Source organism: Bacillus sp. BACIII (assembly GCF_057836745.1).
Window position 1 is genome coordinate 1998145 of the sequence record NZ_CM174437.1, and the last position, 25352, is coordinate 2023496.

Annotated in this window: 28 protein-coding genes; 16 read left to right on the forward strand and 12 right to left on the reverse strand. The window is 47.5% G+C overall.

From position 1 onward, the window contains the following. Positions 1-71 precede the first annotated feature (71 nt). Genes ACXN9U_RS09565 through ACXN9U_RS09575 form a run of 3 tightly spaced genes read left to right on the forward strand, consistent with a single transcriptional unit; the run spans position 72 to position 2172 of the window. Positions 72-425, forward strand: coding sequence for a hypothetical protein (locus ACXN9U_RS09565; RefSeq protein WP_060963167.1), 354 nt, complete (start codon positions 72-74; stop codon positions 423-425). A 27-nt stretch (positions 426-452) separates the two neighbouring features. Next, positions 453-950: a cation:proton antiporter regulatory subunit gene (locus ACXN9U_RS09570; protein ID WP_014469990.1), complete on the forward strand. Its 498-nt coding sequence runs from the start codon at positions 453-455 to the stop codon at positions 948-950. 7 nt (positions 951-957) lie between these two features. Continuing rightward, complete coding sequence (locus tag ACXN9U_RS09575; protein WP_489201556.1) at positions 958-2172, forward strand: cation:proton antiporter; 1215 nt, start codon at positions 958-960, stop codon at positions 2170-2172. A gap of 25 nt (positions 2173-2197) precedes the next feature. Here ACXN9U_RS09575 and ACXN9U_RS09580 read toward each other — a convergent pair whose 3' ends face one another. The 3 genes from ACXN9U_RS09580 to ACXN9U_RS09590 all read right to left on the reverse strand — a co-directional run bounded on the left by ACXN9U_RS09580 (position 2198) and on the right by ACXN9U_RS09590 (position 6070). Beyond that, entirely contained in the window at positions 2198-3487 is a 1290-nt protein-coding gene (locus tag ACXN9U_RS09580; RefSeq protein ID WP_489201557.1) for a lysine N(6)-hydroxylase/L-ornithine N(5)-oxygenase family protein, read from the reverse strand. 101 nt (positions 3488-3588) lie between these two features. Then, positions 3589-5091: a coproporphyrinogen III oxidase gene (locus ACXN9U_RS09585; protein WP_489201558.1), complete on the reverse strand. Its 1503-nt coding sequence runs from the start codon at positions 5089-5091 to the stop codon at positions 3589-3591. 112 nt (positions 5092-5203) lie between these two features. Beyond that, positions 5204-6070 carry a Cof-type HAD-IIB family hydrolase gene (locus tag ACXN9U_RS09590; protein WP_489201559.1) on the reverse strand — a complete coding sequence of 289 codons (867 nt, stop codon included), beginning with the start codon at positions 6068-6070 and terminating at the stop codon, positions 5204-5206. Positions 6071-6440: 370 nt separating this feature from the next. Here ACXN9U_RS09590 and ACXN9U_RS09595 point away from each other — a divergent pair, with 370 nt between their 5' ends. Continuing rightward, positions 6441-7580 (forward strand): DNA alkylation repair protein, encoded by a 1140-nt coding sequence (locus ACXN9U_RS09595; protein WP_489201560.1) that lies wholly within the window; start codon positions 6441-6443, stop codon positions 7578-7580. Between the two features lie 38 nt (positions 7581-7618). Here ACXN9U_RS09595 and ACXN9U_RS09600 read toward each other — a convergent pair whose 3' ends face one another. Both ACXN9U_RS09600 and ACXN9U_RS09605 read right to left on the reverse strand, forming a co-directional pair. Further along, positions 7619-7969: a YlbF/YmcA family competence regulator gene (locus ACXN9U_RS09600; RefSeq protein ID WP_045927096.1), complete on the reverse strand. Its 351-nt coding sequence runs from the start codon at positions 7967-7969 to the stop codon at positions 7619-7621. Between the two features lie 85 nt (positions 7970-8054). Further along, entirely contained in the window at positions 8055-9188 is a 1134-nt protein-coding gene (locus ACXN9U_RS09605; RefSeq protein ID WP_489201561.1) for a DUF445 domain-containing protein, read from the reverse strand. 237 nt (positions 9189-9425) lie between these two features. Between ACXN9U_RS09605 and ACXN9U_RS09610 the strand changes: the two genes are divergently transcribed. The 6 genes from ACXN9U_RS09610 (at position 9426) to ACXN9U_RS09635 (ending at position 13472) form a co-directional block, all read left to right on the forward strand. Then, on the forward strand, positions 9426-10517 hold the full coding sequence (locus tag ACXN9U_RS09610; protein ID WP_060963173.1) for a YheC/YheD family endospore coat-associated protein: 1092 nt from the start codon (positions 9426-9428) through the stop codon (positions 10515-10517). Continuing rightward, on the forward strand, positions 10507-11865 hold the full coding sequence (locus tag ACXN9U_RS09615; protein WP_060963174.1) for a YheC/YheD family endospore coat-associated protein: 1359 nt from the start codon (positions 10507-10509) through the stop codon (positions 11863-11865). The genes ACXN9U_RS09610 and ACXN9U_RS09615 overlap by 11 nt, the downstream gene beginning before the upstream one ends. Positions 11866-11948: 83 nt before the next feature. Beyond that, the gene (locus ACXN9U_RS09620) at positions 11949-12164 is read left to right on the forward strand and encodes a YheE family protein (protein ID WP_012117190.1); all 216 of its coding nucleotides are present in this window, start codon (positions 11949-11951) and stop codon (positions 12162-12164) included. A 224-nt stretch (positions 12165-12388) separates the two neighbouring features. After that, positions 12389-12595 carry an alpha/beta-type small acid-soluble spore protein gene (locus ACXN9U_RS09625; protein WP_016938365.1) on the forward strand — a complete coding sequence of 69 codons (207 nt, stop codon included), beginning with the start codon at positions 12389-12391 and terminating at the stop codon, positions 12593-12595. A gap of 102 nt (positions 12596-12697) precedes the next feature. Then, positions 12698-12823 carry a hypothetical protein gene (locus ACXN9U_RS09630; RefSeq protein ID WP_016938366.1) on the forward strand — a complete coding sequence of 42 codons (126 nt, stop codon included), beginning with the start codon at positions 12698-12700 and terminating at the stop codon, positions 12821-12823. A 28-nt stretch (positions 12824-12851) separates the two neighbouring features. Continuing rightward, positions 12852-13472 carry an NAD(P)-dependent oxidoreductase gene (locus tag ACXN9U_RS09635; protein ID WP_489201562.1) on the forward strand — a complete coding sequence of 207 codons (621 nt, stop codon included), beginning with the start codon at positions 12852-12854 and terminating at the stop codon, positions 13470-13472. Positions 13473-13512: 40 nt separating this feature from the next. On the opposite strand, the gene bmrD is transcribed toward ACXN9U_RS09635, so the two are convergent. Next, the gene (bmrD, locus tag ACXN9U_RS09640) at positions 13513-15534 is read right to left on the reverse strand and encodes a multidrug resistance ABC transporter ATP-binding protein/permease BmrD (RefSeq protein WP_489201563.1); all 2022 of its coding nucleotides are present in this window, start codon (positions 15532-15534) and stop codon (positions 13513-13515) included. Beyond that, positions 15531-17288: a multidrug ABC transporter ATP-binding protein BmrC gene (gene bmrC, locus ACXN9U_RS09645; RefSeq protein ID WP_489201564.1), complete on the reverse strand. Its 1758-nt coding sequence runs from the start codon at positions 17286-17288 to the stop codon at positions 15531-15533. The genes bmrD and bmrC overlap by 4 nt, the downstream gene beginning before the upstream one ends. Positions 17289-17708: 420 nt before the next feature. Between bmrC and ACXN9U_RS09650 the strand changes: the two genes are divergently transcribed. Continuing rightward, positions 17709-18209 (forward strand): universal stress protein, encoded by a 501-nt coding sequence (locus ACXN9U_RS09650; RefSeq protein ID WP_016938372.1) that lies wholly within the window; start codon positions 17709-17711, stop codon positions 18207-18209. A gap of 38 nt (positions 18210-18247) precedes the next feature. Here ACXN9U_RS09650 and ACXN9U_RS09655 read toward each other — a convergent pair whose 3' ends face one another. Further along, positions 18248-18799 (reverse strand): hypothetical protein, encoded by a 552-nt coding sequence (locus ACXN9U_RS09655; RefSeq protein WP_060963179.1) that lies wholly within the window; start codon positions 18797-18799, stop codon positions 18248-18250. A 108-nt stretch (positions 18800-18907) separates the two neighbouring features. On the opposite strand from ACXN9U_RS09655, the gene ACXN9U_RS09660 reads away from it, so the two are divergent. Then, entirely contained in the window at positions 18908-19492 is a 585-nt protein-coding gene (locus ACXN9U_RS09660) for a TetR/AcrR family transcriptional regulator (protein ID WP_489201565.1), read from the forward strand. Between the two features lie 41 nt (positions 19493-19533). Here the strand turns inward: ACXN9U_RS09660 and dat are convergent, their stop codons facing one another. Next, complete coding sequence (gene dat / locus ACXN9U_RS09665; protein ID WP_489201566.1) at positions 19534-20385, reverse strand: D-amino-acid transaminase; 852 nt, start codon at positions 20383-20385, stop codon at positions 19534-19536. A gap of 256 nt (positions 20386-20641) precedes the next feature. Between dat and ACXN9U_RS09670 the strand changes: the two genes are divergently transcribed. After that, complete coding sequence (locus ACXN9U_RS09670) at positions 20642-21490, forward strand: polysaccharide deacetylase family protein (protein ID WP_047476674.1); 849 nt, start codon at positions 20642-20644, stop codon at positions 21488-21490. Positions 21491-21524: 34 nt separating this feature from the next. Here the strand turns inward: ACXN9U_RS09670 and ACXN9U_RS09675 are convergent, their stop codons facing one another. The 3 genes from ACXN9U_RS09675 to ACXN9U_RS09685 all read right to left on the reverse strand — a co-directional run bounded on the left by ACXN9U_RS09675 (position 21525) and on the right by ACXN9U_RS09685 (position 23704). Further along, on the reverse strand, positions 21525-22256 hold the full coding sequence (locus ACXN9U_RS09675; RefSeq protein WP_489202490.1) for an NAD-dependent protein deacylase: 732 nt from the start codon (positions 22254-22256) through the stop codon (positions 21525-21527). A 63-nt stretch (positions 22257-22319) separates the two neighbouring features. Beyond that, complete coding sequence (locus ACXN9U_RS09680) at positions 22320-23435, reverse strand: mechanosensitive ion channel family protein (RefSeq protein ID WP_016938378.1); 1116 nt, start codon at positions 23433-23435, stop codon at positions 22320-22322. 164 nt (positions 23436-23599) lie between these two features. Then, positions 23600-23704 carry a YhdX family protein gene (locus ACXN9U_RS09685; protein WP_003155299.1) on the reverse strand — a complete coding sequence of 35 codons (105 nt, stop codon included), beginning with the start codon at positions 23702-23704 and terminating at the stop codon, positions 23600-23602. A 168-nt stretch (positions 23705-23872) separates the two neighbouring features. Between ACXN9U_RS09685 and ACXN9U_RS09690 the strand changes: the two genes are divergently transcribed. Genes ACXN9U_RS09690 through crcB form a run of 3 tightly spaced genes read left to right on the forward strand, consistent with a single transcriptional unit; the run spans position 23873 to position 25342 of the window. Then, positions 23873-24589 (forward strand): glycerophosphodiester phosphodiesterase, encoded by a 717-nt coding sequence (locus tag ACXN9U_RS09690; RefSeq protein WP_060963183.1) that lies wholly within the window; start codon positions 23873-23875, stop codon positions 24587-24589. 1 nt (position 24590) lies between these two features. Beyond that, positions 24591-24986, forward strand: coding sequence for a fluoride efflux transporter FluC (locus tag ACXN9U_RS09695; protein WP_060963184.1), 396 nt, complete (start codon positions 24591-24593; stop codon positions 24984-24986). Further along, on the forward strand, positions 24983-25342 hold the full coding sequence (gene crcB, locus ACXN9U_RS09700; RefSeq protein WP_045927082.1) for a fluoride efflux transporter CrcB: 360 nt from the start codon (positions 24983-24985) through the stop codon (positions 25340-25342). The genes ACXN9U_RS09695 and crcB overlap by 4 nt, the downstream gene beginning before the upstream one ends. Positions 25343-25352 lie beyond the last annotated feature (10 nt).

The following is a 25352-nucleotide window of genomic DNA, read 5'->3' on the forward strand; positions in this document are numbered from 1 at the left end:
TTGAAAATGAACATACATTTTTATATAGTGAAATTGACATACAAAACAAAAAGGGGGGAGGAACGCCGATCATGAAATATGTGATACTCAGCTTTTTATTGAGCTTTTTTATGGTGCTGTTCCCCCCTTCGGATGTCGCCCTTCCTTCCCAATTGGTGACAGAAACAGACAGCCACGTTCAAATTTCGGTTTACCCGCAGGAAACGGACTCGGCAAAGACGCCGGCCCCTGCCAAAACCGCTCCGCACGGCTTGTCAAAAGGGTACGGTGCGTTATCCCGAATGGTCACCCTGTTATCTGTCAAACCTCTTGATCAATTCATTGATTCCACACTGGAAAGGACATGCGCCATTCCGATACAATACCAGTCAAATTACCTCCGGCATCAGACCATTTCTCATTGCCAGTCTGTATTTACGGTGTAAAAACAGTCTATTCCGGAGGGATTTTTTATGAATATTAAGGAAAACGATCTGCCCGGCATCGGGAAAAAATTCGAAATCGAAACGAGAAACCATGAAAAAATGACGATCATCATTCATGACGACGGCAGGCGGGAAATATACAGATTTGATGACCGCGACCCTGATGAGCTTCTGGCAAGCATTTCTCTTGATGATGCGGAAGCAAGACAGATTGCCGCGATTATCGGCGGGATGGTGTACAAACCGCAGGCGCTTGAATCGATTGAAATGGCGTTCAGCGATCTGATTATCGAATGGTTTAAAGTTGAAAAAGGGGCAAAAGCGGCAGGGCGGACGCTCGGCGAACTGGATGTGCGCCAAAACTACGACGTAACGGTCATCGCCATCATTAAGCATAACCAGAAAAAGTTTTTAAACCCGGGCGCTGATTCGCTCCTTGAAGCAAACGATACACTCGTCCTCTCAGGTGAAAGAAAGCATTTGAAGAAACTGATCCAAGACTTTCTCTCCAGAGACGGAGTGTGATCTGTTTATGGATCATCTCGTATTTGAAGTCGGTACGGCGCTAGTTCTCGTGGCCATTGCAAGTGTCATCGCCAATAAAATTAAATTTTCGATTATTCCCTTCCTGATTATTTTAGGAATGCTTGTCGGGCCGCACGCGCCCCAAGCGGGCATCATTGACCTGACATTTATCGAAAGCCGGGAAGTGATTGATTTTTTCGGACGGATGGGCGTCCTGTTCCTCCTCTTTTACCTCGGGCTTGAATTCTCGGTCGGAAAATTAGTCAAATCCGGACGTTCCATTGCCGCCGGCGGAACGATTTATATTCTGATTAATTTCAGCTTAGGACTGATATACGGCTTTATCACGGGCTTTTCCTTTTTGGAAGTGCTTGTATTGGCCGGTGTCATCACGATATCATCAAGCGCCATTGTCGCAAAAGTGCTTGTCGACTTAAAGCGCACAGCCAATCCGGAAACGGAGCTGATTCTCGGCATCATTATGTTTGAGGATATCTTTCTGGCGGTTTACTTATCCGTCGTTTCCGGGCTTGTATTGGGAGACGCGACGTCTGTCGGGGGCGCGCTGCTGTCAATCGTGATCGCTTTCGGATACATGCTGCTGTTTTTCATTGCCGCGAGAAAATTGCCGCCTCTTCTGAACAAACTGCTTGATATCCGTTCAAACGAGGTATTTGTCATTGTCATTTTCGCCGCGCTCTTTTTCATTGCCGGCTTTTCCGAAACGATTCATGTCGCTGAAGCAATCGGTGCGCTTTTACTCGGACTCGTCTTTTCGGAGACGGCTCATTCTGACAGGATTGAGCATCTTGTCGTGCCGTTCCGTGACTTTTTCGGGGCCATGTTTTTCTTCAGCTTCGGACTGAGCATTGATCCGTTTTCACTCGGAGATGCGGTATGGCTTGCCCTCGGCGCCATTTTGCTGACGATTGCCGGAAATTTTATCGCCGGCATGATTGCCGGGCGCCGGGCGGGGCTTTCTCATAAAGCATCGTCTAACATCGGGCTGACCATCGTCTCCCGCGGCGAATTCTCCATCATCGTAGCGAATCTCGGCATCGCCGGCGGTCTGTCCGCCTCACTAAAACCCTTCGCCGCCTTGTATGTTTTGATACTGGCCATCTTCGGCCCTTTGCTCACGAAAGAATCGAAGCGGATATATCTCCTGTTGAACAGCGTTTTCAAATGGAAAAAGCCTGAAAAGACGCTACAGAAATCATAAAAAAACTGACCCCTTACTAAAGGGGTCAGTTTTTTCGCGCGGGAAGAAATTGCTGAAAAGCCGTTTTTTTATTAATGGAGAAATGCTCTTTTCCCAGAATGGTATTAATGATTTTTTGATTTCTGTAAACAGACAGCTTCAAATTCGTAGCCCCTGTTCCGTGGGCGTGGTCAAGATTCGTTAATGTGAAGAAATGATGCCGCCTATTGTCCTTAAAGACGAGGCGGGAATCGGCCGTCACTTTAAACCGTTTCTCATCCTCCCATTCAATATCGGGAGAAATGGCCGAAAACCAATCCGGAATATGCGGCTTGAAGCCGGTCGCCAAAATCACTTTTTCTGAATCGGCCGTAAAGGTTTCATCCATCTGCCATTGATGAAAGCTCAGTGCGCAACGGCCGTTTTTCTTTTCAATTTTTTTAAGCTCCGCCATCGGCTGAATATAGACATCAGGCGAGCCTCCGCTGATCGACCTGTGGTACAGGGCATCGTAAATGTCAGCAAGTGTGTCAGAATCAATGCCGTGGCGCAGTCCTTCCAGCTCAGGCAGTGTATTCAGCCGTTCCTGAAAAGGCAGGCGGTTAAAATATTCCACATAATCGGGTGTAAACATTTCCTGTCCGAGCTTGGCGGTTTCCAATTCTCGAAATCCGGCGGAGCGTGTCACCCATTGCAGCCGGCAGCGGCGGTATTGTTCATCATGCAATAAATCAGAAAAGATCTCCGCTGCGCTCTGTCCGGAGCCGACTACTGTAATTGATTCGGCGCCGGCGAGTTCGTCTTTCCGGAACAAATATTCCGTGCTGACCATCGTGTCCTGACGCGCCCCGTCATCAATCTCTGCTGGAATAAGCGGCTCAGAACCCGTTCCCATGACGAAATGCTTCGTTTGATACACGCTGATGCTTCCGTCCTCAATGTTCTTGACGCTGACTTCATAATGGCTGCCGGCATTTTTCACGCCGATTACCTCTGAGCCGAACCGGCATGATTTGATTTCGGAAGCCGCCCAGCTCAAATAGTCGTTAAATTCCCGTCTTGGAATATCAAATTCGTTAAACGTATAAAACCGGTAAAGCCGGTCATGTTCATGGAGAAAGTTCAAAAATGTGTAGCGGCTTTTCGGATTGGCAAGCGTGACCAGGTCCGCCAAAAACGCCACCTGTAAATCCGTTCCTTTAATTAACAGGCCCGGATGCCACGCAAATTCTGTCTTTTTATCGAAAAAAAGAGCGTCTGTTTCGGGTATATCCTCTAACAAAGCGGCAAGCCCTAAATTAAACGGCCCGATTCCCGCTCCTATGACATCATACATAATAACACCTCTTACGAATTACAGTCTGATGATCTTTTTCCCGTTTTCACATACGGATAAACATAAAAAAACGGCACGCTGATTCCGTGCCGTTTTTCATATTACAAAGCGGATTTGACGAACATCTCATCTAAGTATTTGATTTTCTCTTCTGTATAATGCTCGAATCGGTCATTATATGATTTCGGGTCTTTCGGATTGGCGAAGTGCGTGATTTTTCCGGTTTCCGGATGAATGAATTTGCTTGCCGCGCCGCAGCCGATACCGATAATCGTCTGCACTTCTTCCATAATCATAATGTTGTAGATGCTCTCCTGACCCGGGAAGGAGTAGCCGACATTTTCAAGATTTCCGAGAATGTTTTTCTGCCGGTACAGGTAGTACGGTTTATAGCCGTGCTCTTTTGTCCAGCGGACGGCGTCATCCATCATGCGGGACACTTCCTGCCTGTCGGCAACTTTATATTTATGCTTGTTTCTCGTCATTTCTGACGCCCGTTTGAAAGAAAGCGTGTGAACGGTCAAAGATTCAGGCATCAGCTTTTCCGTTTCATCAAGACTGTGCCTGAACTCACCCGTCCCTTCTCCCGGCAGGCCGATGATCAAATCCATATTGATGTTATTCATGCCGTGTTTGCGGGAAAGGCGGTACTTTTCAATGGTTTCTTCGACTGTATGATGTCTGCCGATGGCCTTAAGCGTTTCGTTTTCATAAGACTGCGGATTGATGCTGATTCTGTCAATCTTATACTTATTTAAAACGGCAAGCTTTTCCTCCGTAATCGTGTCGGGACGGCCCGCTTCAACGGTAATCTCTCTGATATTTGCGACATCCGGGAAAGAACGGACCATTTCTTCATATAAAAGGTCCATTTCTTCAGCGGTAATGCTTGTCGGCGTACCGCCTCCGAAATAAATGGTCGTCACTTTGATATCATGCTGTTTCAGCCATTCACCGATTTTTTGCATTTCATAGTGAAGCCCCCATAAAAAGGAGCCGACTCTGCCTGCCTGCCCTTGGATGGCATAAGCCGGAAACGTGCAGTAGGCGCACTTCGTCGGGCAGAACGGAATACCGATATAAATGCTGACTTCATCTTTGACCCGGTACAGATCGGGAACCGCGGCAAGCTGGCGGTCGACAATCTCCTGCATCAGATTGATTTTTTCATCATGGATCAGATAATCTTTTTTCAGATCGGCATGCGCCTCTTCTTTTGTCAGGCCGCTTTGCAGCTTTTTATGAAGAAGTTTAGTAGGCCTGATTCCGGTCAGGATTCCCCATTTTTGCGTCATGCCCGTATGCGATTGAAGAAGATTTAAATAGACGTATGACAGCGTGTTTTTCACCTGTTTAAATACTTCTTTGCCGCTCCATCCGGCAAGAATCGGTTTCGTGTGATGCTCCCTTTCGCCGGTTCCTTTGATTTCTCCCGATACTGACACGCTGTCTGCATCTTGAGAAATGGCAAGTGAGATGACGAGATCAGAGGGTTCCTCCGTTTCGGCGTATGCAAGAACACACTCCTCAAAAAATAAATTCGCGATGTTTTGCAGCGGACGATGCAGCCTGTCATCCGTTATGCCGTCTATTTTTATTTGCAATGTGATCACCTTATTTTTCAGATTCAAAACTTTCTTTAGTGTACAGAAAGAACAGGCTAAAATCAATCCGCGAAAAAGCCGCAGACCGGCGTTTCGCGTCTGCGGCTCTTTATTACGGCCGTTTCATGTGGAACTTATCGAGAAATCCTTTGCGGTGCTGCATGCGGAAGTATTCCTTGATCATATAGGCGACGCCCTGTTCATCATTTGACCTTGTCACCCAATCCGCTTTTCTTTTTAATTCATTGGAGGAATTCCCCATCGCGACACCGAGGCCTGCCAGCTCGATCATCGGCAGATCATCTTCCTGATGACCGATAGCCACCACCTCTTCCATTGATAGCCCGAGTTCAGCCGCGACCATCGAAAGTCCGCTTTCTTTTGAAACCCCTTTAGGCACGATGTTCAGCTTTTCTTCGTTAACGCGGATCACGTCCACGGCCGGGAATGCTTTCACGATCGTATCTGTTATGTCAGCCTGCAATCCGTTTTCAGCATACACCTCAATGACGGGCGCGGAAACCGGTTCATCAAGGAGCAAATCGCTTAATGATTCGACAAACTGAACCGGGTAAAAAATCGGGTCAGACGGATGAATCATCGTTTTCCCGACCAGATTGGAGTTCACTTTCTTCTTGTTTCCGATCGAATATTTTTCGTGCAGAAGCCGGATATTGCATGGATAGCTTTCCAGCACCTGGACAATATTAAACGTGTGATCTTCCGATATTTTCTTTTCGAAAAACGGCTCATCTATTTTTTCGGAAATGTATGCGCCGCTGTGGGTAACCAATTTTGCATTCAGTTTTAATATTTTCGCTACTTTTTGAGCGGAGCGAAAATGGCGGTTTGTGACCAGTGTGACGTAAATCCCTTTTTTCTTGACGTATTCGATGGCATCCTTTGTCGTCTGATGCATTTTGCCGTTGGAGCGAAGAAGCGCTCCGTCTATATTTAACGCCAGCATTTGTTTTGACACAGAGAAGTCCCCCTCCTTGATGACTGTACTTGTCATTAGGATATGACCCTGTCTCTTTGTTTAGAACAACCTTTTCTCAGCAGCAAAAAAGCCTGCCTCAAGCAGACTTCGAACTGTCATTTTGTGGGATACGATCGATTTGCTGCCTTCTCCCCAATGTGTATTTCTATATCAGGAACCCCTTATTTGACCGTTGATGCGCTCGTTTCACTTACTCTCTGTTGCTACCCCTTAACATAACAGGCAGTATAGACGACCGTATCCTTGGACCATCTGTAAGTGTAGGCGCTTTCAGGGTTATTATCACACGTTTACTGTTAAAAGACAAGGGTTTTTTTAACTAAAAAAATCAGAGGGACATCTATGATGAATGTATGATAAAGTTGAAAGAGAACATATATTCGCATATAATAAAAGAAAAAAAGCGGTGACTGTCATGTCTCTATTAAAAGATATTTATAACGAAGAATTTGCAGAAGCACTTCTGAACAGAATCAAATCGGCGCATCCGGCTTTTGAGCGGGACATGTGCCGGGCGCTGATGTTTCAGGAAGATTGGCCCGAACTGGCATTAAAACAGCGGATGCGCCGGATCACAGACTCTTTATATGAAACACTGCCGAAGGATTACATACGGGCGCTTGACGTCTTATATGAGACAGCTCCCCATTTCACAGGGCTCGCCGGGATTATTTTTCCCGATTATGTCCAACAGTACGGAACGGATCACTGGGAAGAATCAATGAAGGCGCTTCAGTTTTTCACTCGTTTTTCCACTTCCGAATTTGCGGTCCGCCCGTATATCAAGCTTGACCGGGAGCGGATGTTCAAAGAGTTCCTTTCCTGGACGGAGCATCCGGACGAACATGTCAGAAGGCTTGCCAGCGAAGGCTCAAGACCGCGCCTGCCGTGGGGAATCTCCATTCCGGCTCTTCTTGACGACCCTTCTCCGATTCTCCCTGTTCTGGACCGCTTGATGCAGGATGACTCGTTATATGTCAGAAAAAGCGTGGCGAATAACCTGAATGACATCTCCAAAACACATCCGGATCTTCTGGCACAGATCGCAGCCGATCGGTTCGGAAGCTGTCCGCACACGGATTGGATTTTGAAGCACGCCTGCAGGACACTGTTAAAAAGAGGAGACAAACAGGCGCTTGCGATTTTCGGGTTTGAAGACGCCTCCCGGATTTCATTGGAACGGTTTACACTGAATTCGGAAACGGCCGCCATCGGAACAAGCATACATTTTTCTTTTCAGATCCGCTCATCCGCCCGGCAAAAAGTCAGGGTTGAATACGCGATTGATTTTGTAAAGAAAAGGGGGCACCGCAGCCGCAAGGTGTTTAAGATGTCGGAGTCCGCCATGGATAACGGAGACGTAAAAGCCTTCAGCAAACATCATTCCCTTAAAGATTTAACCACCCGCAAGCATTATCGGGGAATTCACACTCTGTCTGTCATCATTAACGGAATGGTAAAAGATTCGCTTGATTTTTCTGTTGAATAAATAACCCCCTCCATTTCATAGATGGAGGGGGGTGAAGCTTATTGCGGGTTTCCGTAAAGCTCTTCAAGAGGTTTCATGATAATTTTGTTTAACTCGCCGATCAGCATGCTCATGCGCTGTTCCGCTTCCATCAGCTGAGAAATCAGTTCATGCTGCTGTACAAGAGCAACCGTTTTTTGCGCCTGCTCTACCTCTTCCTGAGTGATTTCTTCACCTGACATCTGTTTCTGCTGCAGCTGCAGCTGTACATTGCGGAAATTATCAAACATGCGTTTTGCGGATTCATCTGCGTTTACTTGATCATAAAGCCCTCTTAAACGGCTGTATTCATCACTGTTACGCAAAGCTTTTTCAAGATCATATGCTGCATCATAAAAATGAACTGCCATTGTAACCGCTCCTTTCTTCCTTTCAGACATACCACTCCACTATAACAGACTGCGGAGCGACTTTCATCCTCGGCCGATGTTTTCCTTAGAAAAGAATGACAAACAAAGCTTGGATTGCTCCGATGATCCCGCCGAGCAGACCGCCTAAATACGTAATCATCTTAAATTCTTTCTTGGAAATCGACAGCACCATTTCCTCCAGCCGCTCAACCGGAAACTGATCAACCTGCTCTTTGACCACTTCCTCAAGACGAAGGCGTTTGAGCACATCTTCCAAATGAGCGGCAATACTGCCGAGCGCTGCATCAAGCAGCTTCGGCGCATACGTTCCCGTAATCTCCCCTTCATAGCGGGAGATGATGTCACCGAGCCGTCCCTCAAAAAAGGGTGCGGTTTGAAGCGCGGCCAAAGCCCGTTTTTTCAGGCTGAACAGCAGCTCTTTCGCATTCCACTTTTCGTCGGCCTCATAAAGTGTATAAGATTTGAGCTTGCCCCATTCTTGAGAAAGCAGATCAGTCAGAAGCTTTTTTGTTTCCTCATTGTGCAAAAACTTTAACAGCTCAGGCATCACACGGCCGGCCAGACTTGAATTGCCGAGGAACATCTGCACCATGCTGCCGAGCATCCCCCGTGCATTCAAAAAGTCGTCAATCATATTGCCGAGTCTGTCTTTGCCTTCTTCACTTTCAAAATAATCAATGCTCCGCTTCAGGATATAATCGGCGGCCATCGGAACTTTTTCATCCAGCTTTTTCTGCAGCTCATCAGGAAGCCAGTCCTTTATGGCGCGGTGTTCATATTTCCGGTACAGTTCCGAAAGCTTTTCATCTGTAAAACGGTCAATCCAGGCATCCGTCTTTTCCTGCGGATTCCGGATGCCTGCAGCGGCCAGAGCTTCCTGCACCGTCATATCGGAAGCGGTCATTTTTTGCGTGAATTGTTCGGCGAACACAAGCGCCTGGTTTTTAACGGTATCTGACAAAAGCCGCTTTTTTATGCCTTCCGGAGTTAACAGATGGTTCGTCACCATGAGCCCCATCTGTTTTGCCAATTCGTCCCGTCTTTTCGGGATCAGCCCCGGAGTAAACGGAATCCGTTTTCCGAACAGGTAATACGGACGGTACGGACGAAATAACATCTGAATGGCAAGGTGATTTGTCACCGCGCCGATCGCGGCTCCGATCACAATCATAAATATAAACGTTCCTGCTATGCCCATTCCTTTTCTTCTGCCTCCATCTTATGTTCTATTTTTCTAGATGATATATCTATTCGTATTATAGAGGCTGGCGTGAATGCGGGCAAATGAAGAACCTGAATTGTTGTTTCTCAGGAATAAGGCAAGATGCTGTTTCGTACTCTTTACAGTAGATCATCTTTTATGCTGCGCTTAACATGTCTATTGGATGGAAGGGCCGTTTCATCAGCGGCTTTTGAATAAAGGGGGAGTAACAACATGACAACACTCGGTTTTATGTCCGTATCCCGCCGGCACGAAGAAGATTTCGCCGGTGAACTGGCTGAAAGAGCGCCTCAATACAATGTGCGCTTTGCCCGCTTTACACCGTTTGATATTTATCCGGATTCTTTACGCGTAAAAGCGCTCGTGTATCATCCGAAAAGCGGAAAATGGAACGAAACGGAAATTGATATTCCCGAATTTATTTACGATCGCTGTTTTTACGGAAAATCTGCTGAAGCTCAAAAAGCCAAACCGATCGTCGAATGGCTGAAAAAATATCCGAAAACGGAATTTATCGGCCGCGGGCTTCCTGATAAATGGACGGTTACGAATGCGCTCCAAGAGCATCATCTGATCAGTCCCTATATTCCTGAAACGGTCGAAGTCAGCCGCTATGAAGAGGTGCAATCATACTTAGCGAAAGAAAAAGCATGTATACTTAAGCCCGCTTTCGGCGCGGGAGGAAGAGGCATCATCCTCCTTAAAGCAGGGAAAAAATCAATTTCAGCCACTTACTATATCGGGAAAAACAAGCAAACAAAAACGTTTTCCAACCACGTGTCTTTTAAGTCCTGGTGCAAAAAAGTGCTGCAGCACCGTTATTTGCTTCAAGCCTACTTAAATATTCAGGATAAGGAACAGCACCCGTGCGACATCCGCATTTTCATGCGCAAAAATGAGTCAGGAGCTTGGGAAACGGTCGGAAAAGCGATCCGAAGAGGTTATCAGAACGGTCTTTTATCTCATTTGCGGGGAGGGTCCGAACCGATTAAATTTGACACGTGGTTTGAAGAAATTCCGAAAAAGCAGCAGGCCGTTTTATTGGATGATGTCTTTTCGATCACCCAGTCCGTCCCTTATTTTCTTGATGAACAATTCGGACCGCTGTTTGAGCTGGGGCTCGATATTTGTTATGCCAAAGACGGGCGCATCTGGCTTTTGGATGTCAATTCAAAACCGGGACGGAACGCCATTTTAAGCGTGGCTCCCGAGGCGAAAGAGGATTTGTACACCAGTCCGCTGAAACGCTTCCGCGATCTTCAGTCACAGGAAAGCCGGAAAGGAGCACTTCCGCGTGAATCATAAAGGGATGATGGTCGGCATCGATAAAAAAAGCAAAAATACGCTGTATCTCCCCTCCGCCATGAAACGGGAAGGGATTTTATCCGCTGCCTTCGGGACCAAGGTTGTCAAATGCCGTGTAGCCTTTTCTCAATCTCTTGAAAAAAGCGCGCTCCTTTCTGAAGACTTATTTGAGGAGCTGATGATACCGCATAAAAGCCGGGCTGATTTTCTCATCCACGGCCAGACGGTGCATATCGGACCGCTGATCGGCGTTTTTACAGCAGGGTTCACATCATCGACGCAGCGCCCGTTCAGAGACCGCACATCCTTCTTTACCAAGCTGCTCTCCCTTCACGAGCAGGCGAACGGATATTGTTTCGTTTTCGGGGCACATCAAATCAACTGGGAAGAAGGCACAGTCCAGGCGCTGATTTATAAAGAAAACAGCTGGAAACGGGCGGACGTCCCGCTTCCGAATGTTGTATATGACAGGCTCCCGAGCCGAAAAACGGAAAAAGTTCCTCTTTTACAGCAGACAAAATATAGGCTGATGAATGACTATCAGATTCCCTGGTTTAATCCGCAATTCTTTAATAAATGGGACATTCACAAGCTTCTGGAAAAAAACAGTCTCACGGCTTCTCTCCTGCCAAAAACAATCCTGCAGCCGAATGCAGAAGCGATAGAGACGTTATGCAGCACGTTTGACACCGTATTTATCAAGCCTGCAGACGGCACACTCGGAACGGGAATTTACAAGCTGGAAAAAACAGACGCCGGCTTCTCAGTCAAATACACGAATGAAGAAAAAACGGTGGTGACGGCAGATTATGCAGATGCGGCATCCTTCATGAAATCATTTGAAGAAAACAATGACCCGTCCGCTTTTTTATTGCAGCAAGGCATTGATCTGATCCGGCTTGACGGGCGTCCCGTCGATTTCAGGGTGCATACGAACAAAAATGCCGAGGGAAAATGGACAGTGACGGCGATCGCAGCAAAAATTTCCGGCAGAAACAGCATTACAACGCATCTGGCAAACGGCGGGGAAGTCAGAACGTTAGCTGAATTATACGGCGATCCGAAAGAGAGAGTCGGCATGATCCGGAAGCTTTCGAAAGCCGCCTTGGCGGTCAGCCGTGTGTTAAATGAACATATTGAAGGCTTTATCGGCGAAATCGGCTTTGACCTCGGCGTTGATGAGGCGGGGAAAGTTTGGATGTTTGAGGCCAACTCCCGCCCCGGGCGGAGCATTTTCTCGCATCCGAAGCTGAGATCAGTCGATTACCTCACAAAACGGAGAAATTTTGAATACGCGTCATATTTATCAGAACGGTCCATTACCGCTCCGGAAAAACTTTGGCGGTGAGGCCGCCTTTTTTTCGTTGACCCGGGACAGGCACAGAACTGATGAGCTACAATGAACAGGATCAACATTTCCCGATAAGGAGCGTGAACGTCATGATTTCGCACTTCAGCTGGAAACCGTTATTCAAAAAAGAGAAACTGCCCGGATGGCGGATTTCGTTTTACTGGCAGGGTACGCATTACGAAGGAATTTACCACAAGTCCGGAGACATTGAATGGGGGCACACACATCCGGGGAAAGAAGAGCCGGCTCTCGTAAAAGAGCTGCATGAATTAATGCTTTATCACATATATGACTGAAAGCTAAAAGCTCAGCCGCAAAAGGCTGGGCTTTTCTTTTTCCTTCCGCTATTTACCACCCGGTTTTCCGAATGAGATGCCTTTTGATTCACCATAATACGTAGTACAAAGCGGCAAACACCATTGGGTGAAGCCGAGCTGGCAATGGTTTTCATTCCGGAAACCATCAGCTGGTGCAATTCCAGCAAACCCAACCATACTACTTTATAAAGGAGATCATACAAATGGCAAACAACAACTCTTCAAACCAACTTTTAGTACCTGGCGCTGCTCAAGCAATCGACCAAATGAAATACGAAATTGCTTCTGAGTTCGGCGTAAACCTTGGCGGAGAAACAACTTCCCGTGCAAACGGTTCTGTCGGAGGAGAAATCACTAAACGTTTAGTATCTTTCGCGCAGCAGCACATGGGCGGACAAGGCGTACAATAACTCAATAAATGGCTTACAGAAGGCGCGGGATACCGCGTCTTCTTTTTATTGCCGTCACTCTTTTTCCTATTCCACATACCCTAGGAAAAAAGGAGGGAAAACATGTCATTCATTGCCTCAGTCAATTGGGAGCTGTTTCAGTTCGTAACGGTTTCTTTGGTCAATGAATATGTTGCCCACCATCTCCCCTTTATTCACAGGTATTCTTTTCCCCGCTGCTTTGAATGATATAATGAGCGGCGAGGAGGTTTTTTACATGAAAATCGCTTTACTCGGAGCAACGGGAAGAGTCGGACAGGCTTTTATAAAAGAAGCGCAGAAACACGGAGACATTGAGATATTTGCTCTTGTCAGATCTGCCGGAACGGCCCTCCCCATTCCTGAAAAACATATCATAACAGGGAATGCCAGACGGCGGGAGGATATCGGCCGATTGATTTCTAAAGCGGACACAGTCGTGAGCTGTCTCGGCACGGACGGTGACGATACCCTTTCAGCCGCTATGATCCATATAATAGACAGCATGAAACAGCATCATGTTCAGCGTCTGATTACGATCGGAACCGCGGGTATCCTTCAATCACGGCTTATGCCTGACAAATACCGTTTTGAATCGTCAGAATCAAAACGAAAATCAACAAGAGCCGCAAAGGAACACGCCCGCGTATACGAGATGCTTCTGGCAGAGGATATTGACTGGACGATCATCTGCCCCACCTACCTTCCTGACGGAGAAGCTGCCGGAGTTTACCGGTTCGAACAAGATCAGCTTCCTGAAGGCGGGACTGAAATCACCGTCGGAGACACGGCGCATTTTCTTTACCGTGAACTGATGAACCCGCGGTTTGTCAGAAAACGGGTGGGACTGGCTTACTAAATTGAAAAAGGGCGAATCTTTTGATTCACCCTCCTCCTGATTACACCGCGGACTGCGCCGTTCCTTTCTGCAATTCATACATTTGATGGTACTGCCCCTTTTGCGCCATTAATTCGTCATGGCTTCCTTTTTCAATGATGCGCCCCTTTTCCAAAACGAGAATCTGGTCTGCGTGTCTGATCGTGGAAAGCCGATGGGCGATAATAAATGTCGTGCGCCCTTCTTGCACCACGTGCAGCGCTTTTTGAATGATTGCTTCTGTTTCGGTGTCAATGTGCGCCGTCGCCTCATCCAAAATTAAAATCGCCGGATCGAACGCGAGCGCCCTTGCAAAAGAAATCAGCTGGCGCTGGCCTGAAGACAGTGTCCCGCCTTTTTCCGTGACGGGCTCCATAATGCCCTTCGGCAAGGATTGCAGAAGGCCTGCGGCGCCGACTTGCCGAAGCGCTTCTTCAGCCTGCTGCAGGGAAATACGCTGATCATCGAGGGTCACATTGGAGCCGATCGTTCCAGAGAAAAGATACGGATCTTGCAGCACGATCCCCATATGCGATCTCAGCTCCTGTCTTGACATGCCGTATATGCTTTTTCCGTCCAGCAGGATATCGCCTTTTTCGGCATCATAAAAACGGAACAGAAGATTCAGGATGGAGCTTTTGCCTGAACCCGTATGGCCGACGAGGGCGACCGTCTCGCCTTTTTCAGCTGTAAAGCTGATGTGTTTCAGCACCTCTTCTCCCTTTCGATACCCAAAAGAAACATCGCGGAATTCCACAGTCCCTTCCGCCTTTCTGTCTGCGGGAGAGCCTGTTTCTTCCGTTTCCTCCTCCTGTAAAAGCTCAAATACCCTGCCCGCGGAAACACGGGCCAATTCAAGCTTTGAAAATTGGTTGACAATCCCCGTAACCGGCTGGAACAAACGGTTTAAATAATCAACAAACGCATATAAAACGCCGATCGAAACAATTCCGGCCGCACTCAGACTCGCGCCTCCGAAATACCAGATCAGCCCGACAAACGCCAGATTGCGCAACACATTGACAAGACTGTGGGACATGAGGGAATTTAAAGACAGCATTTTGTTCTTATAGCGGAAATGAGCTTCATTCAATTCTTCAAATTCCTTCATCGTTTCCTTCTCGCGGCGAAACGCCTGAATAATCGGCATCCCTTGAATGGACTCATTCATTTTTGCATTGATGTCACTGTTAATGGAACGGATTTTTTGGTTGAAGACGGATGCGTATTTGCGGTACACAACCGACCAGATCATTAAGATCGGAATAATCAAAAGGCAGACGGCGGCCAGTCTGACATCAAGCATAAACAGCGCCGTAAAAATACCGAGCATGTAGACGCCGCTTGTGATAAACGTAGACAGCACCGTTACATATAAATCTCTGACCGCTTCTGTGTCATTCGTAATGCGGGCCACGACTTTTCCGGCAGGCAGATTATCAAAGTAGCGGATCGGCATTTTTTGAATGTGTGAAAATACATCCTGCCTCATACGCTGTATGATTCGGTTCGCTCCCATCTGCAGCAGGTAATGCTGGCCGTAATGAAAGCACACGGAAAACATGAGCAGTCCCGCGTAAATGGCGGTCAACGTCAGCAGCCCTTTTATTTCCGGACGGTAAAATTGAAAAATTTCCTGTTTGGATAACGCAATAGCGGGATATGACCTGCTTTCTTTACCGTTTGATATCGTCAGCCGGCCGTCAGTCACCGAACGGTTTCCGTCAAAACTGACGGGACCCTCAACAAAATAGTAGGCCGCACCGACTTGATAAATGTGCGCCTCTCCGGTTTTCTCCGCCCCCGGTTTGAGCCGGTCCTCCCTGACATAATCATGCCCTCTGAACGTGACGGCGTCCGGATCGTCCCCAGAGGCTTTAACCCATGTTTTTTCAACGCCGAGAATATGGTCGTCAATCATTTTTTTTCCGATAAACGGGCCGGTCAGCTCAGTGCCGACCGCAATAATGAGCAGAACGACCGCCCATATCAGCAGCTTTTTATATTGAAGCGCGTAATTCCATAATCTTCTTCCGGTCTTCATGCGCCCGTCCCCCCTTCTTCAAGAGAGGACAGCTGCTGCCTCTCATATTGTTCGCGATACCAGCCATTCTTCGCCAACAGCTCCTGATGCGTGCCTCTTTCAGACACCCGGCCTTCGTCCATGACGAGAATGAGATCTGCATGTTCAACTGCCGAGAGCCGGTGAGTCGTGATAATCGTTGTTTTATGCCGCCGTTTTTTACGGATGCTGTCAATGATGGCGGCTTCCGTTTTCGCGTCTACCGCAGAAAGCGAATCATCTAATATGAGAATGTCCGGATCTGTCAAAAGCGCTCTCGCAATTGAGATGCGCTGTTTTTGTCCGCCCGAGAGCGCTACCCCCTTCTCGCCGACAAGCGTCTCAAGCCCTTCTGAAAGCATGCCGATATCTTGTTTAAAATGCGCATCCTTCAGCACGCTGCCGATTTCCTCTTCGGTTGCGTCCTGCCGACCGTAAAGCAGATTTTCCTTCACTGTCTTTGAAAATAAAATATGATCCTGCGGCACATAGCCGATCCACCCTCGGAGCTTCTCAAGCGGAATCTCCTGAATCGGAACGCCTGTAAACGTGATGGCTCCCGCACCGGGCGGATATTCACGCAGCAGCTGCTTAATAATCGTCGTCTTTCCGCTTCCCGTTTTTCCGACGATGCCGAGTGTCTGCCCTTTTTCAACGGAAAATGATACATCGGAAACAGCCGGTCCCGCTCCGCTCGGGTACGTAAAAGTCACTTGTTCAAAAACAAGACGCCCGGGCTCCTTGATATCGACGGGCTGCTTGGGCCCTGTCACATCAGGCTCATAGGAAAGGGTCTCATTGACACGGTCTAAGGAGGCATTGCCGCGCTGCATGATATTGATTAATTCTCCGATCGCAAACATCGGCCAGATCATCATTCCGAGATACACGTTAAACGATACCAGCTCTCCCAGCGTCAGCCGGTTTTGAAAAACGAGATAGGCGCCGTAGCCGAGACCGATGAGATAGCTGAGCCCGACTAGAAGTTTCACAGTCGGTTCAAAGAGTGAATCGATAAACGCCACCTTCATGTTTTTCTCGTATACATCCGCCGTCATATCACCGAAACGGCTGACATCATTTTTTTCCTGCACGAAAGCCCGAATGACCCGGACGCCGGATACCGACTCCAGCACCTTGTCATTTAATGATCCGAAAGCATCCTGCGCTTCCGTAAACCGCTCATGGATCTTTTTTCCGTACAGACTGACCGCAGCCGCCATAATCGGCAGCGGGATAATCGCGGCAAATGTCAGCTTCCAGCTGATGAGAAGCCCCATTGTCAAAAATATCGTCAGCATATACATCGTCGAATCGACGAGCGTTAAGACCCCGAAGCCCGTCGTCATACTGACGGCCTGCAAATCATTCGTCCCCCGCGCCATTAAATCGCCCGTTCTGTATTTCTCAAAAAACGGCGGTGACATTTGAAGAAGCCTTCCCATCAGTTTTGATCGGAGAATTTTCTCCATGACATTCGCCCCGCCGAAAAGCTGGTACATCCAAAAATAGGACAGCAAATAAACGGCTGCCGTTAAAGCGAGAAACACACATATGTAAAACAGCATCCCGCTTTTCGTAAACACGCCCGCCTTCATATCGTCTATTGCGTTACCGAGAAGTTTCGGCGGGAACATTTCGATGACATTCACAATCAATAACAGAACAATCGCTGTCGTATAGCGCAGCCAATAGGCTTTAAAAAACCAAGCGAGCTTTTTTAATACAGTAAACAAATACCGTCATCCCCTTTCATGAATCAGCCGCCCTCAAGTTTTTCCGGATTGTTTTTCATTGTTTTCGCTAATACCGCCACATGCATCACACCTGTCTTTCATTCATTTTTTGTATAAAAAAAGACATGAAGCGTCAGCTCCATGCCTCTTATTATTATAAATAAGGTACAGACCCGCCTGATATGCGCGACTGCACCGTTTTTAAGCAAATGTTCAGAAAACGGAAGGTGTATGGCAGTCACGCCGATATTCAGCTGAAGATGAGTTGACAAGCTTTAATTCTGACATGATCCATACCTCCTTTTTTCCTATATTATTCCTTTATCATATAAACGAATCCTTTTTTTGTCAATACAGGTTTTAGATTTCTTCCGTACGGGTATCGTTTTATAAACCTTTTTTACTGAAAGGATGAGGCCGATGTTTCACGCGGACCGGTTGATTGCAGCTTTTGACGGAAGTCATGACAGCAAGAAAGCGCTTCAAAAAGCGATAGACCTTGCAAAAACATTTCACGCGAATTTAACGGTCGTACATTCTCACAATGCAAAAGATACCCAGACGATTGTCGATCCCCCGAGGCCGGGAGCCGGTGCCACGTATATCGGCGGCGGGATTGCAAGCGTTCCCGACCCGCTTCAAGCGGAAAGAATCCCCCCTGACCCGATGATTTATGAAGACCGTACGGAAGAAATCATTGCCGAAGCGAGAATGCTGATGAACGACAGCCAGATTGACGGGGATATCGACATTTTAGAAGGTGATCCCGCTGATGCCATTATCGAGCATGCCGACCGCATATCGGCGGATCTGATCGTCATGGGGAGCAGGGACCAGAACAGGCTGAAAAAACTTTTATTCGGAAGCGTCAGTGAAAAGCTGTCATCGAAATCCGACATTCCGGTGCTGATCGTAAAATAATCCTTTCTGTACAGCAGCTTAATCAAAAGCTGCTTTTTTTAAAGCTCCCGGCTGTTTCCTCTTTTTTTCGGCATCACAAAAAAACTCGCCATGATCAAAAAATCAATGCACAGCACGACAGACCAGCCCTTCAACAGCCCGCTGAGCGCTTCGGTGCGGGAAGCGTCCTGAATGAGAAATACCGTTCCGGCTAAAAGAACGCCGCCGATGACAAACGCTAATACATGCCTTCCCCATCCTTTTGCATAATGTTTGGCATAATCCAGTCCGTACCGCTTCACCGGTTTTGCCCCTTCCTTTACGACATAATAGCGGAAACGCTCATCCGCCCATTGAATCATGCTTTTTCCGAAGGCGACAGACACTCCGATATAAACGGCCGCCACTGCATGCGCCATAGTCGCCGTCGCCCCTCTGTATAAATCAGCTGCGGCCGCCGCAAACAATACGGCATCAAGTAAAGGAATGAGAGCGAAAAAGAACATTCCGAGCTTTTGCCGCCTGAATAAATACCGCGCCGCCAATCCGAAGATGACAGCCGCCCAAAAAGCAGCCTCACAAATGACAATCAACCAAGCAATCGCGTTCAATCCGGTTCCTCCTTATCGTTTTCTAAAGAGCATTGTAACACCTCTTTTTATTTAATACAATTGTATTATAAAATTGCAAGAAATATTTTTTCCTGTTACACTGGAGACATGCCTAAAATCATCGATCATGAAAAAAGAAGAAAACAAATAGCCGAAGCCACTTGGCGGACGATTTTGGAGCGGGGCATGGAAGGAGCGACAGTGAGAAACATCGCCCGGGAAGCGGGTCTTTCTTTAGGCGCGCTGAGGCACTATTTCACCACCCAGGATGAGCTTTTAGGGTATGCGATGACCCTCGTAAAAGAAAAAGCGGCCGCCAGAATTAACGAAGTTGCCATGAAAGATCTGCCGCCGAAAGAAAAAGCGGTGCGTCTGATGCTTGAAATCATCCCGACAGATGAAGAAACGATGGCTGAAATGGAGGTATGGTTCGCTTTCACAGCTTATGCCAGACATAAGGGAGAAGAATTTCATCCCCAGCACGACGGGATCTTGGCATATATCCGCGGTCTGATTGACTGGCTGGATGATAATAAGCATCTGAAACCAAATCTTGATAAAGAGACAGAAGCGGAGAAATTGTATGCCATTGCCGACGGATTGGCGCTGCATGCACTGCTTGAACCTGAGCGTCTCTCAAAAGAGAAAATCTCCCGCGTGCTCGTTCAGCATATCGAGTCTCTTTTTATCTGACAGAAGCAAAAAGGCCGGATGTGTTTCCGGCCTTTTTCCGTTTATGACTGAACGCCGATCTCCTGCTGAATGCTCAATTGAAAAGCCTCTTGAATCGTTTTGGCTACAGGACCCGGCACACCGCTGCCGACCGGTTTTCCGTCAAGAGTTACGATCGGGATTAGTTCAGAGGTTGTCGACGAAATAAAAATTTCATCCGCGTTTCTGAGTTCGTCTTCAGTAAGGGGCTTCTCCCGCACCTCAATCCCGTTTTCTTTCATCAGCCCTAAAAGTTTCATCCGCGTAATGCCGTTTAAAATCAGCTCATTTGCAGGATGCGTCCGGACGGTGCCGTTTATGACGGCGTATACATTGGAAGAGGTTCCTTCCGTGACTGCTCCGTCCCTTATCAGCACCGCTTCATAAGCGCCTGCTTCATAGGCTTTTTGTTTTACCATCACATTATACAGTAAATTCAGACTCTTAATGTCACACCTCAGCCAGCGCTTGTCTTCGGCCGTTATGGCCTGCGCTCCGGCTTTTTGTTCATTTTCCGGTTTTTTCACTGAAAAGGTGTATGCCGTCGTCTGCGGCTCCAATCCTTCATCATACTGGTGCTTCCGGGGCGCCTTCCCTCTCGTCGTCTGAATATAGACCCCGCCGTCAATGAGTTTGTTTTCCTGTACGAGCTTTTGGAGATCCCATTCTATGCCTTCTGCGGAGAACGGCAGGGTGATGCCGATTTCTGCGGCGCTTCTGAAAAGACGGCCGATATGCTCATGCAGACCGAATAAAACGCCGTTGTATACTCTGATGACTTCATACACACCGTCACCGAATTGATATCCGCGATCCTCAATATCAACTGCGGCTTCTTCACGATCAATCAACTGGCCGTTTACCAATGTCTTCATGTAAACCCTCCTCATCGTTATCTGCCGTGATGCGGATTCTCAGCTGTTATTGTCAACTATTCTATCATATTGAACAAGCAGGCAGCGGAGTTTATTTTTTTCTTAAAATCTTATGATTCGACATATTTTCTATGTCTTTTCCAGTTTTGTTCCTGTATACTTGATTCGACATACATATGCTGTTAACTTATGGTACTATGCAAGCCTCTGCTGTTATCGGCATTATGAAGAAATTTATGCTACTGGAGAGATTGTTATGCGCAAGACAAAAGAAGGTGCTTCCCCTTCTCTGTTTTCATTAGCTTTTAAACTTACGAGTTTAGCAGTTTTGTGCGGACTGCTTCTGGTAATCGTCATAATGGGTTATTCCGCTTCCGCCGCAAAAAATAAACAGGTCACAGTGACTGCAAACGGGCAGCTTCGAGATGAAACAGAAAGCCTGCGGCTGAAAAACGATTCTCCCGACATCCTGCTTAAACATTTGCAGAAAGAGCGGGACACGGGAAAAAAAACGGTATATTTAACCTTTGACGACGGGCCGTCTCCTTATACTGAACAGCTGTTGAATGTATTGAAGGCAAATGGCGCAAAGGCCACTTTTTTTATGCTTGAACCGCGGATGAAAGCCTATAAGCATTCCGTGCAAAGAGCGAATCAGGAAGGAATCGCGCTCGGCCTGCATGGCGTGACGCACGATAATCACCTGTTTTATCAAACACCGACATCGCCGCTGAAAGAAATGCAGCAGGGACGCGATACGCTCCAGGCCATCACGGGAGTGAAAACGGATCTTGTCCGCACGCCTTACGGCAGCAAACCGTCATTGACAGACACCCAGATCAAGCATCTCGAAAGAGGCGGCTTTGTGTACTGGGACTGGACGATTGACAGTGAGGACTGGAAATACAAAAATGCCCGGTACGTGCCGGAAGTACTGAATCAGCTCGCATATTTGGAAAGCGTCCATACGAGCAGGCCGCATGTCATTTTAATGCACGATCTGCCTGCGACCGTGCATGCTTTGCCGAGCCTGATCCAAAAACTGAAAGCCCAGGGCTACTCCTTTGATATTCTGACGGACCAAATGATTCCCGTCCATGAATAAGAAAAAGCCGGATCTGTATATGATCCGGCTTTTTTTATATCGCAGCGCTGATCCGCTTTGCAAGTTCACCGATCTTCTCATGAATGACAAGATCAAATAAATGGTCGCAATATGTCGGCTCAAGGTTAATGATCACCTGCTTCAAACCGGGAATCCGGCTCGCATCCTCAGGTACAAACCTTGCCGGCGCCACCTCAAGCGAAGTGCCGATCACAAGAAGGAGATCAGCTTGATCAAGCTTTTCATAAAGGGTTTCAAAATGCTGGACGAGATCGCCGAAAAGTACGACATCCGTCTTTAATACAGTGCCGCAAACCGCATGATCTCCGGTTTCCGCCGTACATTCCGGCACTTCTTCCTTCAGCAGATGAGAAAGCCCATAGCGCGCTCCGCAGCGGGGGCATGCGGCGGTCTGAATTGAACCGTGAAGCTCATAGACACTGCTGCTTCCCGCTTTCTTATGCAGCCCGTCAATATTCTGCGTGAAAATGTCTACCTGCTTTCCCCGCTTTTCAAGGTCTGCCAAATACTTATGGCCGGCATTCGGTTCATAGCTTCCGCTCATTTTCATCTGAAACAGCTGTTTGAATTTGGGCCAGAAGTCACGCGGACGGCGTTCAAAGTATTCCCTGCTCATCGCTTCCATTCTGGAGGTGTCTTCGGTCCATATACCGCCCGCCGAACGAAAATCCGGAATGCCGGATTCCGTGCTCATTCCCGCTCCCGTCAGCACCGCGATACGTTCAGCCTGATTGATCAATGTCATAAACGCTTCCACTCTTCCACCGCCTTTTCTTTTTATCATATCATGAAAAAAGAACGGCGCCCGTTATGCCCGTTCTTTTTCTCCGGAATGATCCTTCACATGAACCGGATCATCGTGGCTTTTCTGTTTTACGAATACATTCTGGCCCGGATAGGCGAATTCCACGCCTTCCTCCGCAAAAATATCAATAATCCGGCGGTTGATATCCTGCCGCACGTCCAGGCTTTCCGCCCAAACGATGGTCTTTGTGTAAAAGTTAAAAAAAAGATTGTAATAGCTGTCCGCAAACACGTCAAAGTTAACCATAATCGTATCATCATGCACGCCTTCATGTTCACGAAGCATTTCTCTGAGCCTTGTGATGCACCGCTCTAAACGATCAATCGGCGTCGCATAAGAGACACGAACGGAAAACGTGATCTGGCGCTTCGTCATTCTCGTCCAGTTTGTGATGGCTTCCATCGACAGCGTTGAATTGGGCACAGTGACGAGCGCCCCCTGCGCCGTCCGGAACCTTGTGCTTCGGAATGTGATATCTTCAACGCCTCCCGTCACAGATGACGTCTCGACCCAGTCGCCGATCGTAAACGGCTTTTCCGTAATGATGATAATGCCGCCGAAAAAATTGCTGATCGTATCTTTAGCCGCGAGCGCGAAGGCCAATCCGCCAAGTCCGAGTCCGGCCACAAACCCATTAACATCATAATTGAATTCCTGTGCGATCACGCTGACGCTGAGTGCGAGAATGACAAAGCGCAGCACCTTGGATAAAAACGGCGCCAAAATGTCATCCATATCAAGCTCAAAGCGCTGATTGACTTTATGAAATAAAAAGGAAGACGCCGATGTCAGATTGCAAAGCCCCCAGGCGATCAGCGCTATGATCAGAGAGCGGTACATTTTTTTAACAATGTCCATCTGCCCGTCTAAAAACGGCGAATACTCAATCGCTAAAAACAGCCCCAGCGCCACGAAAAACCATCTGGCCGGCTTATCAAACGCTACAGCAATCTGTTTGAATATATCGGTTTTCGGTTTGTTCGCCAATTTGTAAACAAGCTGGAAAAAGTATTTGACAAACAGTTTTCTCAAAATGAGAAAAGCCGCTAAAATCCCAATGCTGATACAGATCTGCAAAATATGGTCAAGAGTAAAAAAGCTCTTAAAGTGTGTCACCATGGCATATACTCCTTTGTCTTGTCGAAAATCTATTATACTAAAACATTCGGACATCAGCTTCTTTTAATGTCTTTATGAAAGCCTGAAAAACCCCGGCAGCAGAACACAGCCGGGGTTTTTCACAAATTCGTTCATCTTTCAGCCAGATACAACAGGGGCAGGCACTATTTCTTCTTCGATTGTGTCTGTTTCAGGAGAGTCGCTTTTTGGATCTCAGCATCGGTTTCGGCTTTAATTCTTTCCTCCACTTTCAATCTCCCTTTTCCCATGATCTCGCCTCCTTTTTGCCATTATAAATCATCACTGCGGAATGTAAACCGAAAAAAGCACTATCTTTATTCCAAAAAATACTGTTTCGCACATTCACCAGTTTGAATCGCTGTGCATATATGAATTTGATATAATAACAGAAATGCCCATGAGGGGAGCTGACAAGCTTGTATACCATCGCTCATCGCGGCGCATCCGGTTATGCGCCCGAAAATACATTTGCGGCATTTGATATCGCTGCCGAAATGAACGCTGATTTCATTGAGCTTGACGTCCAGCTCACAAAAGACGGACACATTGTCGTCATACATGATGACAGAGTCGACCGGACGACGGACGGCTCTGGTTTTGTAAAAGATTTCACGCTGAAGCAGCTGCAGTCCCTGGACGCCGGCAGCTGGTACGGGGCTGAGTTTAAAGGGGAACGGATTCCCCTGCTCGAAGAGGTCTTGAAGCGTTATCATTCTAAAATCGGATTTTTAATTGAACTGAAAGGGCACGCTTCTCAAGTCGGTCTTGAAAAAGCAGTCGGCCGGCTGTTAAGCAGGTTTTCCTTTTCCATGCATCATATCGTTCAATCTTTCAGCCTGAAGTCGATTCAGGCCTTTCATGATATGTATCCGTCCGTTCCGACTGCAATTATTGCCAGGCCCAGCTTCGGGAGGTTTTCCAGAAGCCAGCTGAACGCCTACAAATCAGCCGCACATTATGTCAATATTAAATATACCCGCCTGAATCGGTTCTTGATTTCCACCGCTCACAAACACGGCCTGAAAGTATTTGCCTGGACGGTCAGAAATCAAAAGACGGCCGAAAAGCTGCAAATGATGGAAGTTGACGGCATTGTAACTGATTTTCCGGATTTTATTTCTAAGGATGGCTGATATGAAACAATACATCGCAATTTTTATCGGAGGGGCGCTCGGCGCTTTGCTCCGCTTTGAAATGAGCACACACATTCACAGCCGGTCTTTCCCGGCGGCTACTTTCCTCGAAAACGCGGCGGGAAGCCTTTTACTCGGTCTTATCACGGGTTATTTTCTCATTCGGGCTAAACGCCCTCTCCTGACCGCCTTTTTCGGAACCGGTTTTTGCGGAGGTTTCACGACGATGTCCACCTTCGCAAAAGAAACCGTCTTTTTGCTGCAATCGTCTCCCGCAGCGGCTTTTTGTTATGCTGCCGCGACTTTATTCGCCGGTCTTGCCCTTGCATACGCCGGCATTTTCTGGGGACGGTGGATTGCTCTTCGCATCGCGGGAAGGGAGCATGATACGCCATGACGATTGTCTTGATGCTTATTGCAGCGGGAATCGGAGCGGTATTACGGTTTCTGCTGGGGCAAACCGTTTCAGAAAGGACAAAGGGTTTGCCGATTCCGCTTGGAATGGCTGCGGTCAACCTGCTCGGCTCCTTCGGCCTCGGCATGTTCACCGGATTGGGTCTGGATAACCCTTCAGCCGGCATCATCATTGCGACAGGCTTTTTCGGTGCGTTTACGACCTTTTCCACCTTCAGTATTGAAGCCGTGCAGCTGATGATGAACAACCGCATAAAGGAAAGCCTGCTTTACATCGCAGTTTCAGCAGCCGGAAGCCTTTTGGTGTTCTGGTGCGGCTTCATTATCATTTCCATTTAAAAAAACCTTG

What these genes read in the sequence shown, in the direction of transcription:
- ACXN9U_RS09565 (WP_060963167.1), top strand. Translation starts at nt 72, where the DNA reads ATGAAATATGTGATACTCAGCTTTTTATTGAGCTTTTTTATGGTGCTG.
- ACXN9U_RS09570 (WP_014469990.1), top strand. Translation starts at nt 453, where the DNA reads ATGAATATTAAGGAAAACGATCTGCCCGGCATCGGGAAAAAATTCGAA.
- ACXN9U_RS09575 (WP_489201556.1), top strand. Translation starts at nt 958, where the DNA reads ATGGATCATCTCGTATTTGAAGTCGGTACGGCGCTAGTTCTCGTGGCC.
- ACXN9U_RS09580 (WP_489201557.1), bottom strand. Translation starts at nt 3,487, where the DNA reads ATGTATGATGTCATAGGAGCGGGAATCGGGCCGTTTAATTTAGGGCTT.
- ACXN9U_RS09595 (WP_489201560.1), top strand. Translation starts at nt 6,441, where the DNA reads ATGTATGATAAAGTTGAAAGAGAACATATATTCGCATATAATAAAAGA.
- ACXN9U_RS09600 (WP_045927096.1), bottom strand. Translation starts at nt 7,969, where the DNA reads ATGGCAGTTCATTTTTATGATGCAGCATATGATCTTGAAAAAGCTTTG.
- ACXN9U_RS09605 (WP_489201561.1), bottom strand. Translation starts at nt 9,188, where the DNA reads ATGGGCATAGCAGGAACGTTTATATTTATGATTGTGATCGGAGCCGCG.
- ACXN9U_RS09610 (WP_060963173.1), top strand. Translation starts at nt 9,426, where the DNA reads ATGACAACACTCGGTTTTATGTCCGTATCCCGCCGGCACGAAGAAGAT.
- ACXN9U_RS09625 (WP_016938365.1), top strand. Translation starts at nt 12,389, where the DNA reads ATGGCAAACAACAACTCTTCAAACCAACTTTTAGTACCTGGCGCTGCT.
- ACXN9U_RS09630 (WP_016938366.1), top strand. Translation starts at nt 12,698, where the DNA reads ATGTCATTCATTGCCTCAGTCAATTGGGAGCTGTTTCAGTTCGTAACG.
- ACXN9U_RS09635 (WP_489201562.1), top strand. Translation starts at nt 12,852, where the DNA reads ATGAAAATCGCTTTACTCGGAGCAACGGGAAGAGTCGGACAGGCTTTT.
- bmrD (WP_489201563.1), bottom strand. Translation starts at nt 15,534, where the DNA reads ATGAAGACCGGAAGAAGATTATGGAATTACGCGCTTCAATATAAAAAG.
- ACXN9U_RS09650 (WP_016938372.1), top strand. Translation starts at nt 17,709, where the DNA reads ATGTTTCACGCGGACCGGTTGATTGCAGCTTTTGACGGAAGTCATGAC.
- ACXN9U_RS09660 (WP_489201565.1), top strand. Translation starts at nt 18,908, where the DNA reads ATGCCTAAAATCATCGATCATGAAAAAAGAAGAAAACAAATAGCCGAA.
- dat (WP_489201566.1), bottom strand. Translation starts at nt 20,385, where the DNA reads ATGAAGACATTGGTAAACGGCCAGTTGATTGATCGTGAAGAAGCCGCA.
- ACXN9U_RS09670 (WP_047476674.1), top strand. Translation starts at nt 20,642, where the DNA reads ATGCGCAAGACAAAAGAAGGTGCTTCCCCTTCTCTGTTTTCATTAGCT.
- ACXN9U_RS09675 (WP_489202490.1), bottom strand. Translation starts at nt 22,256, where the DNA reads ATGACATTGATCAATCAGGCTGAACGTATCGCGGTGCTGACGGGAGCG.
- ACXN9U_RS09680 (WP_016938378.1), bottom strand. Translation starts at nt 23,435, where the DNA reads ATGGTGACACACTTTAAGAGCTTTTTTACTCTTGACCATATTTTGCAG.
- ACXN9U_RS09685 (WP_003155299.1), bottom strand. Translation starts at nt 23,704, where the DNA reads ATGGGAAAAGGGAGATTGAAAGTGGAGGAAAGAATTAAAGCCGAAACC.
- ACXN9U_RS09695 (WP_060963184.1), top strand. Translation starts at nt 24,591, where the DNA reads ATGAAACAATACATCGCAATTTTTATCGGAGGGGCGCTCGGCGCTTTG.
- crcB (WP_045927082.1), top strand. Translation starts at nt 24,983, where the DNA reads ATGACGATTGTCTTGATGCTTATTGCAGCGGGAATCGGAGCGGTATTA.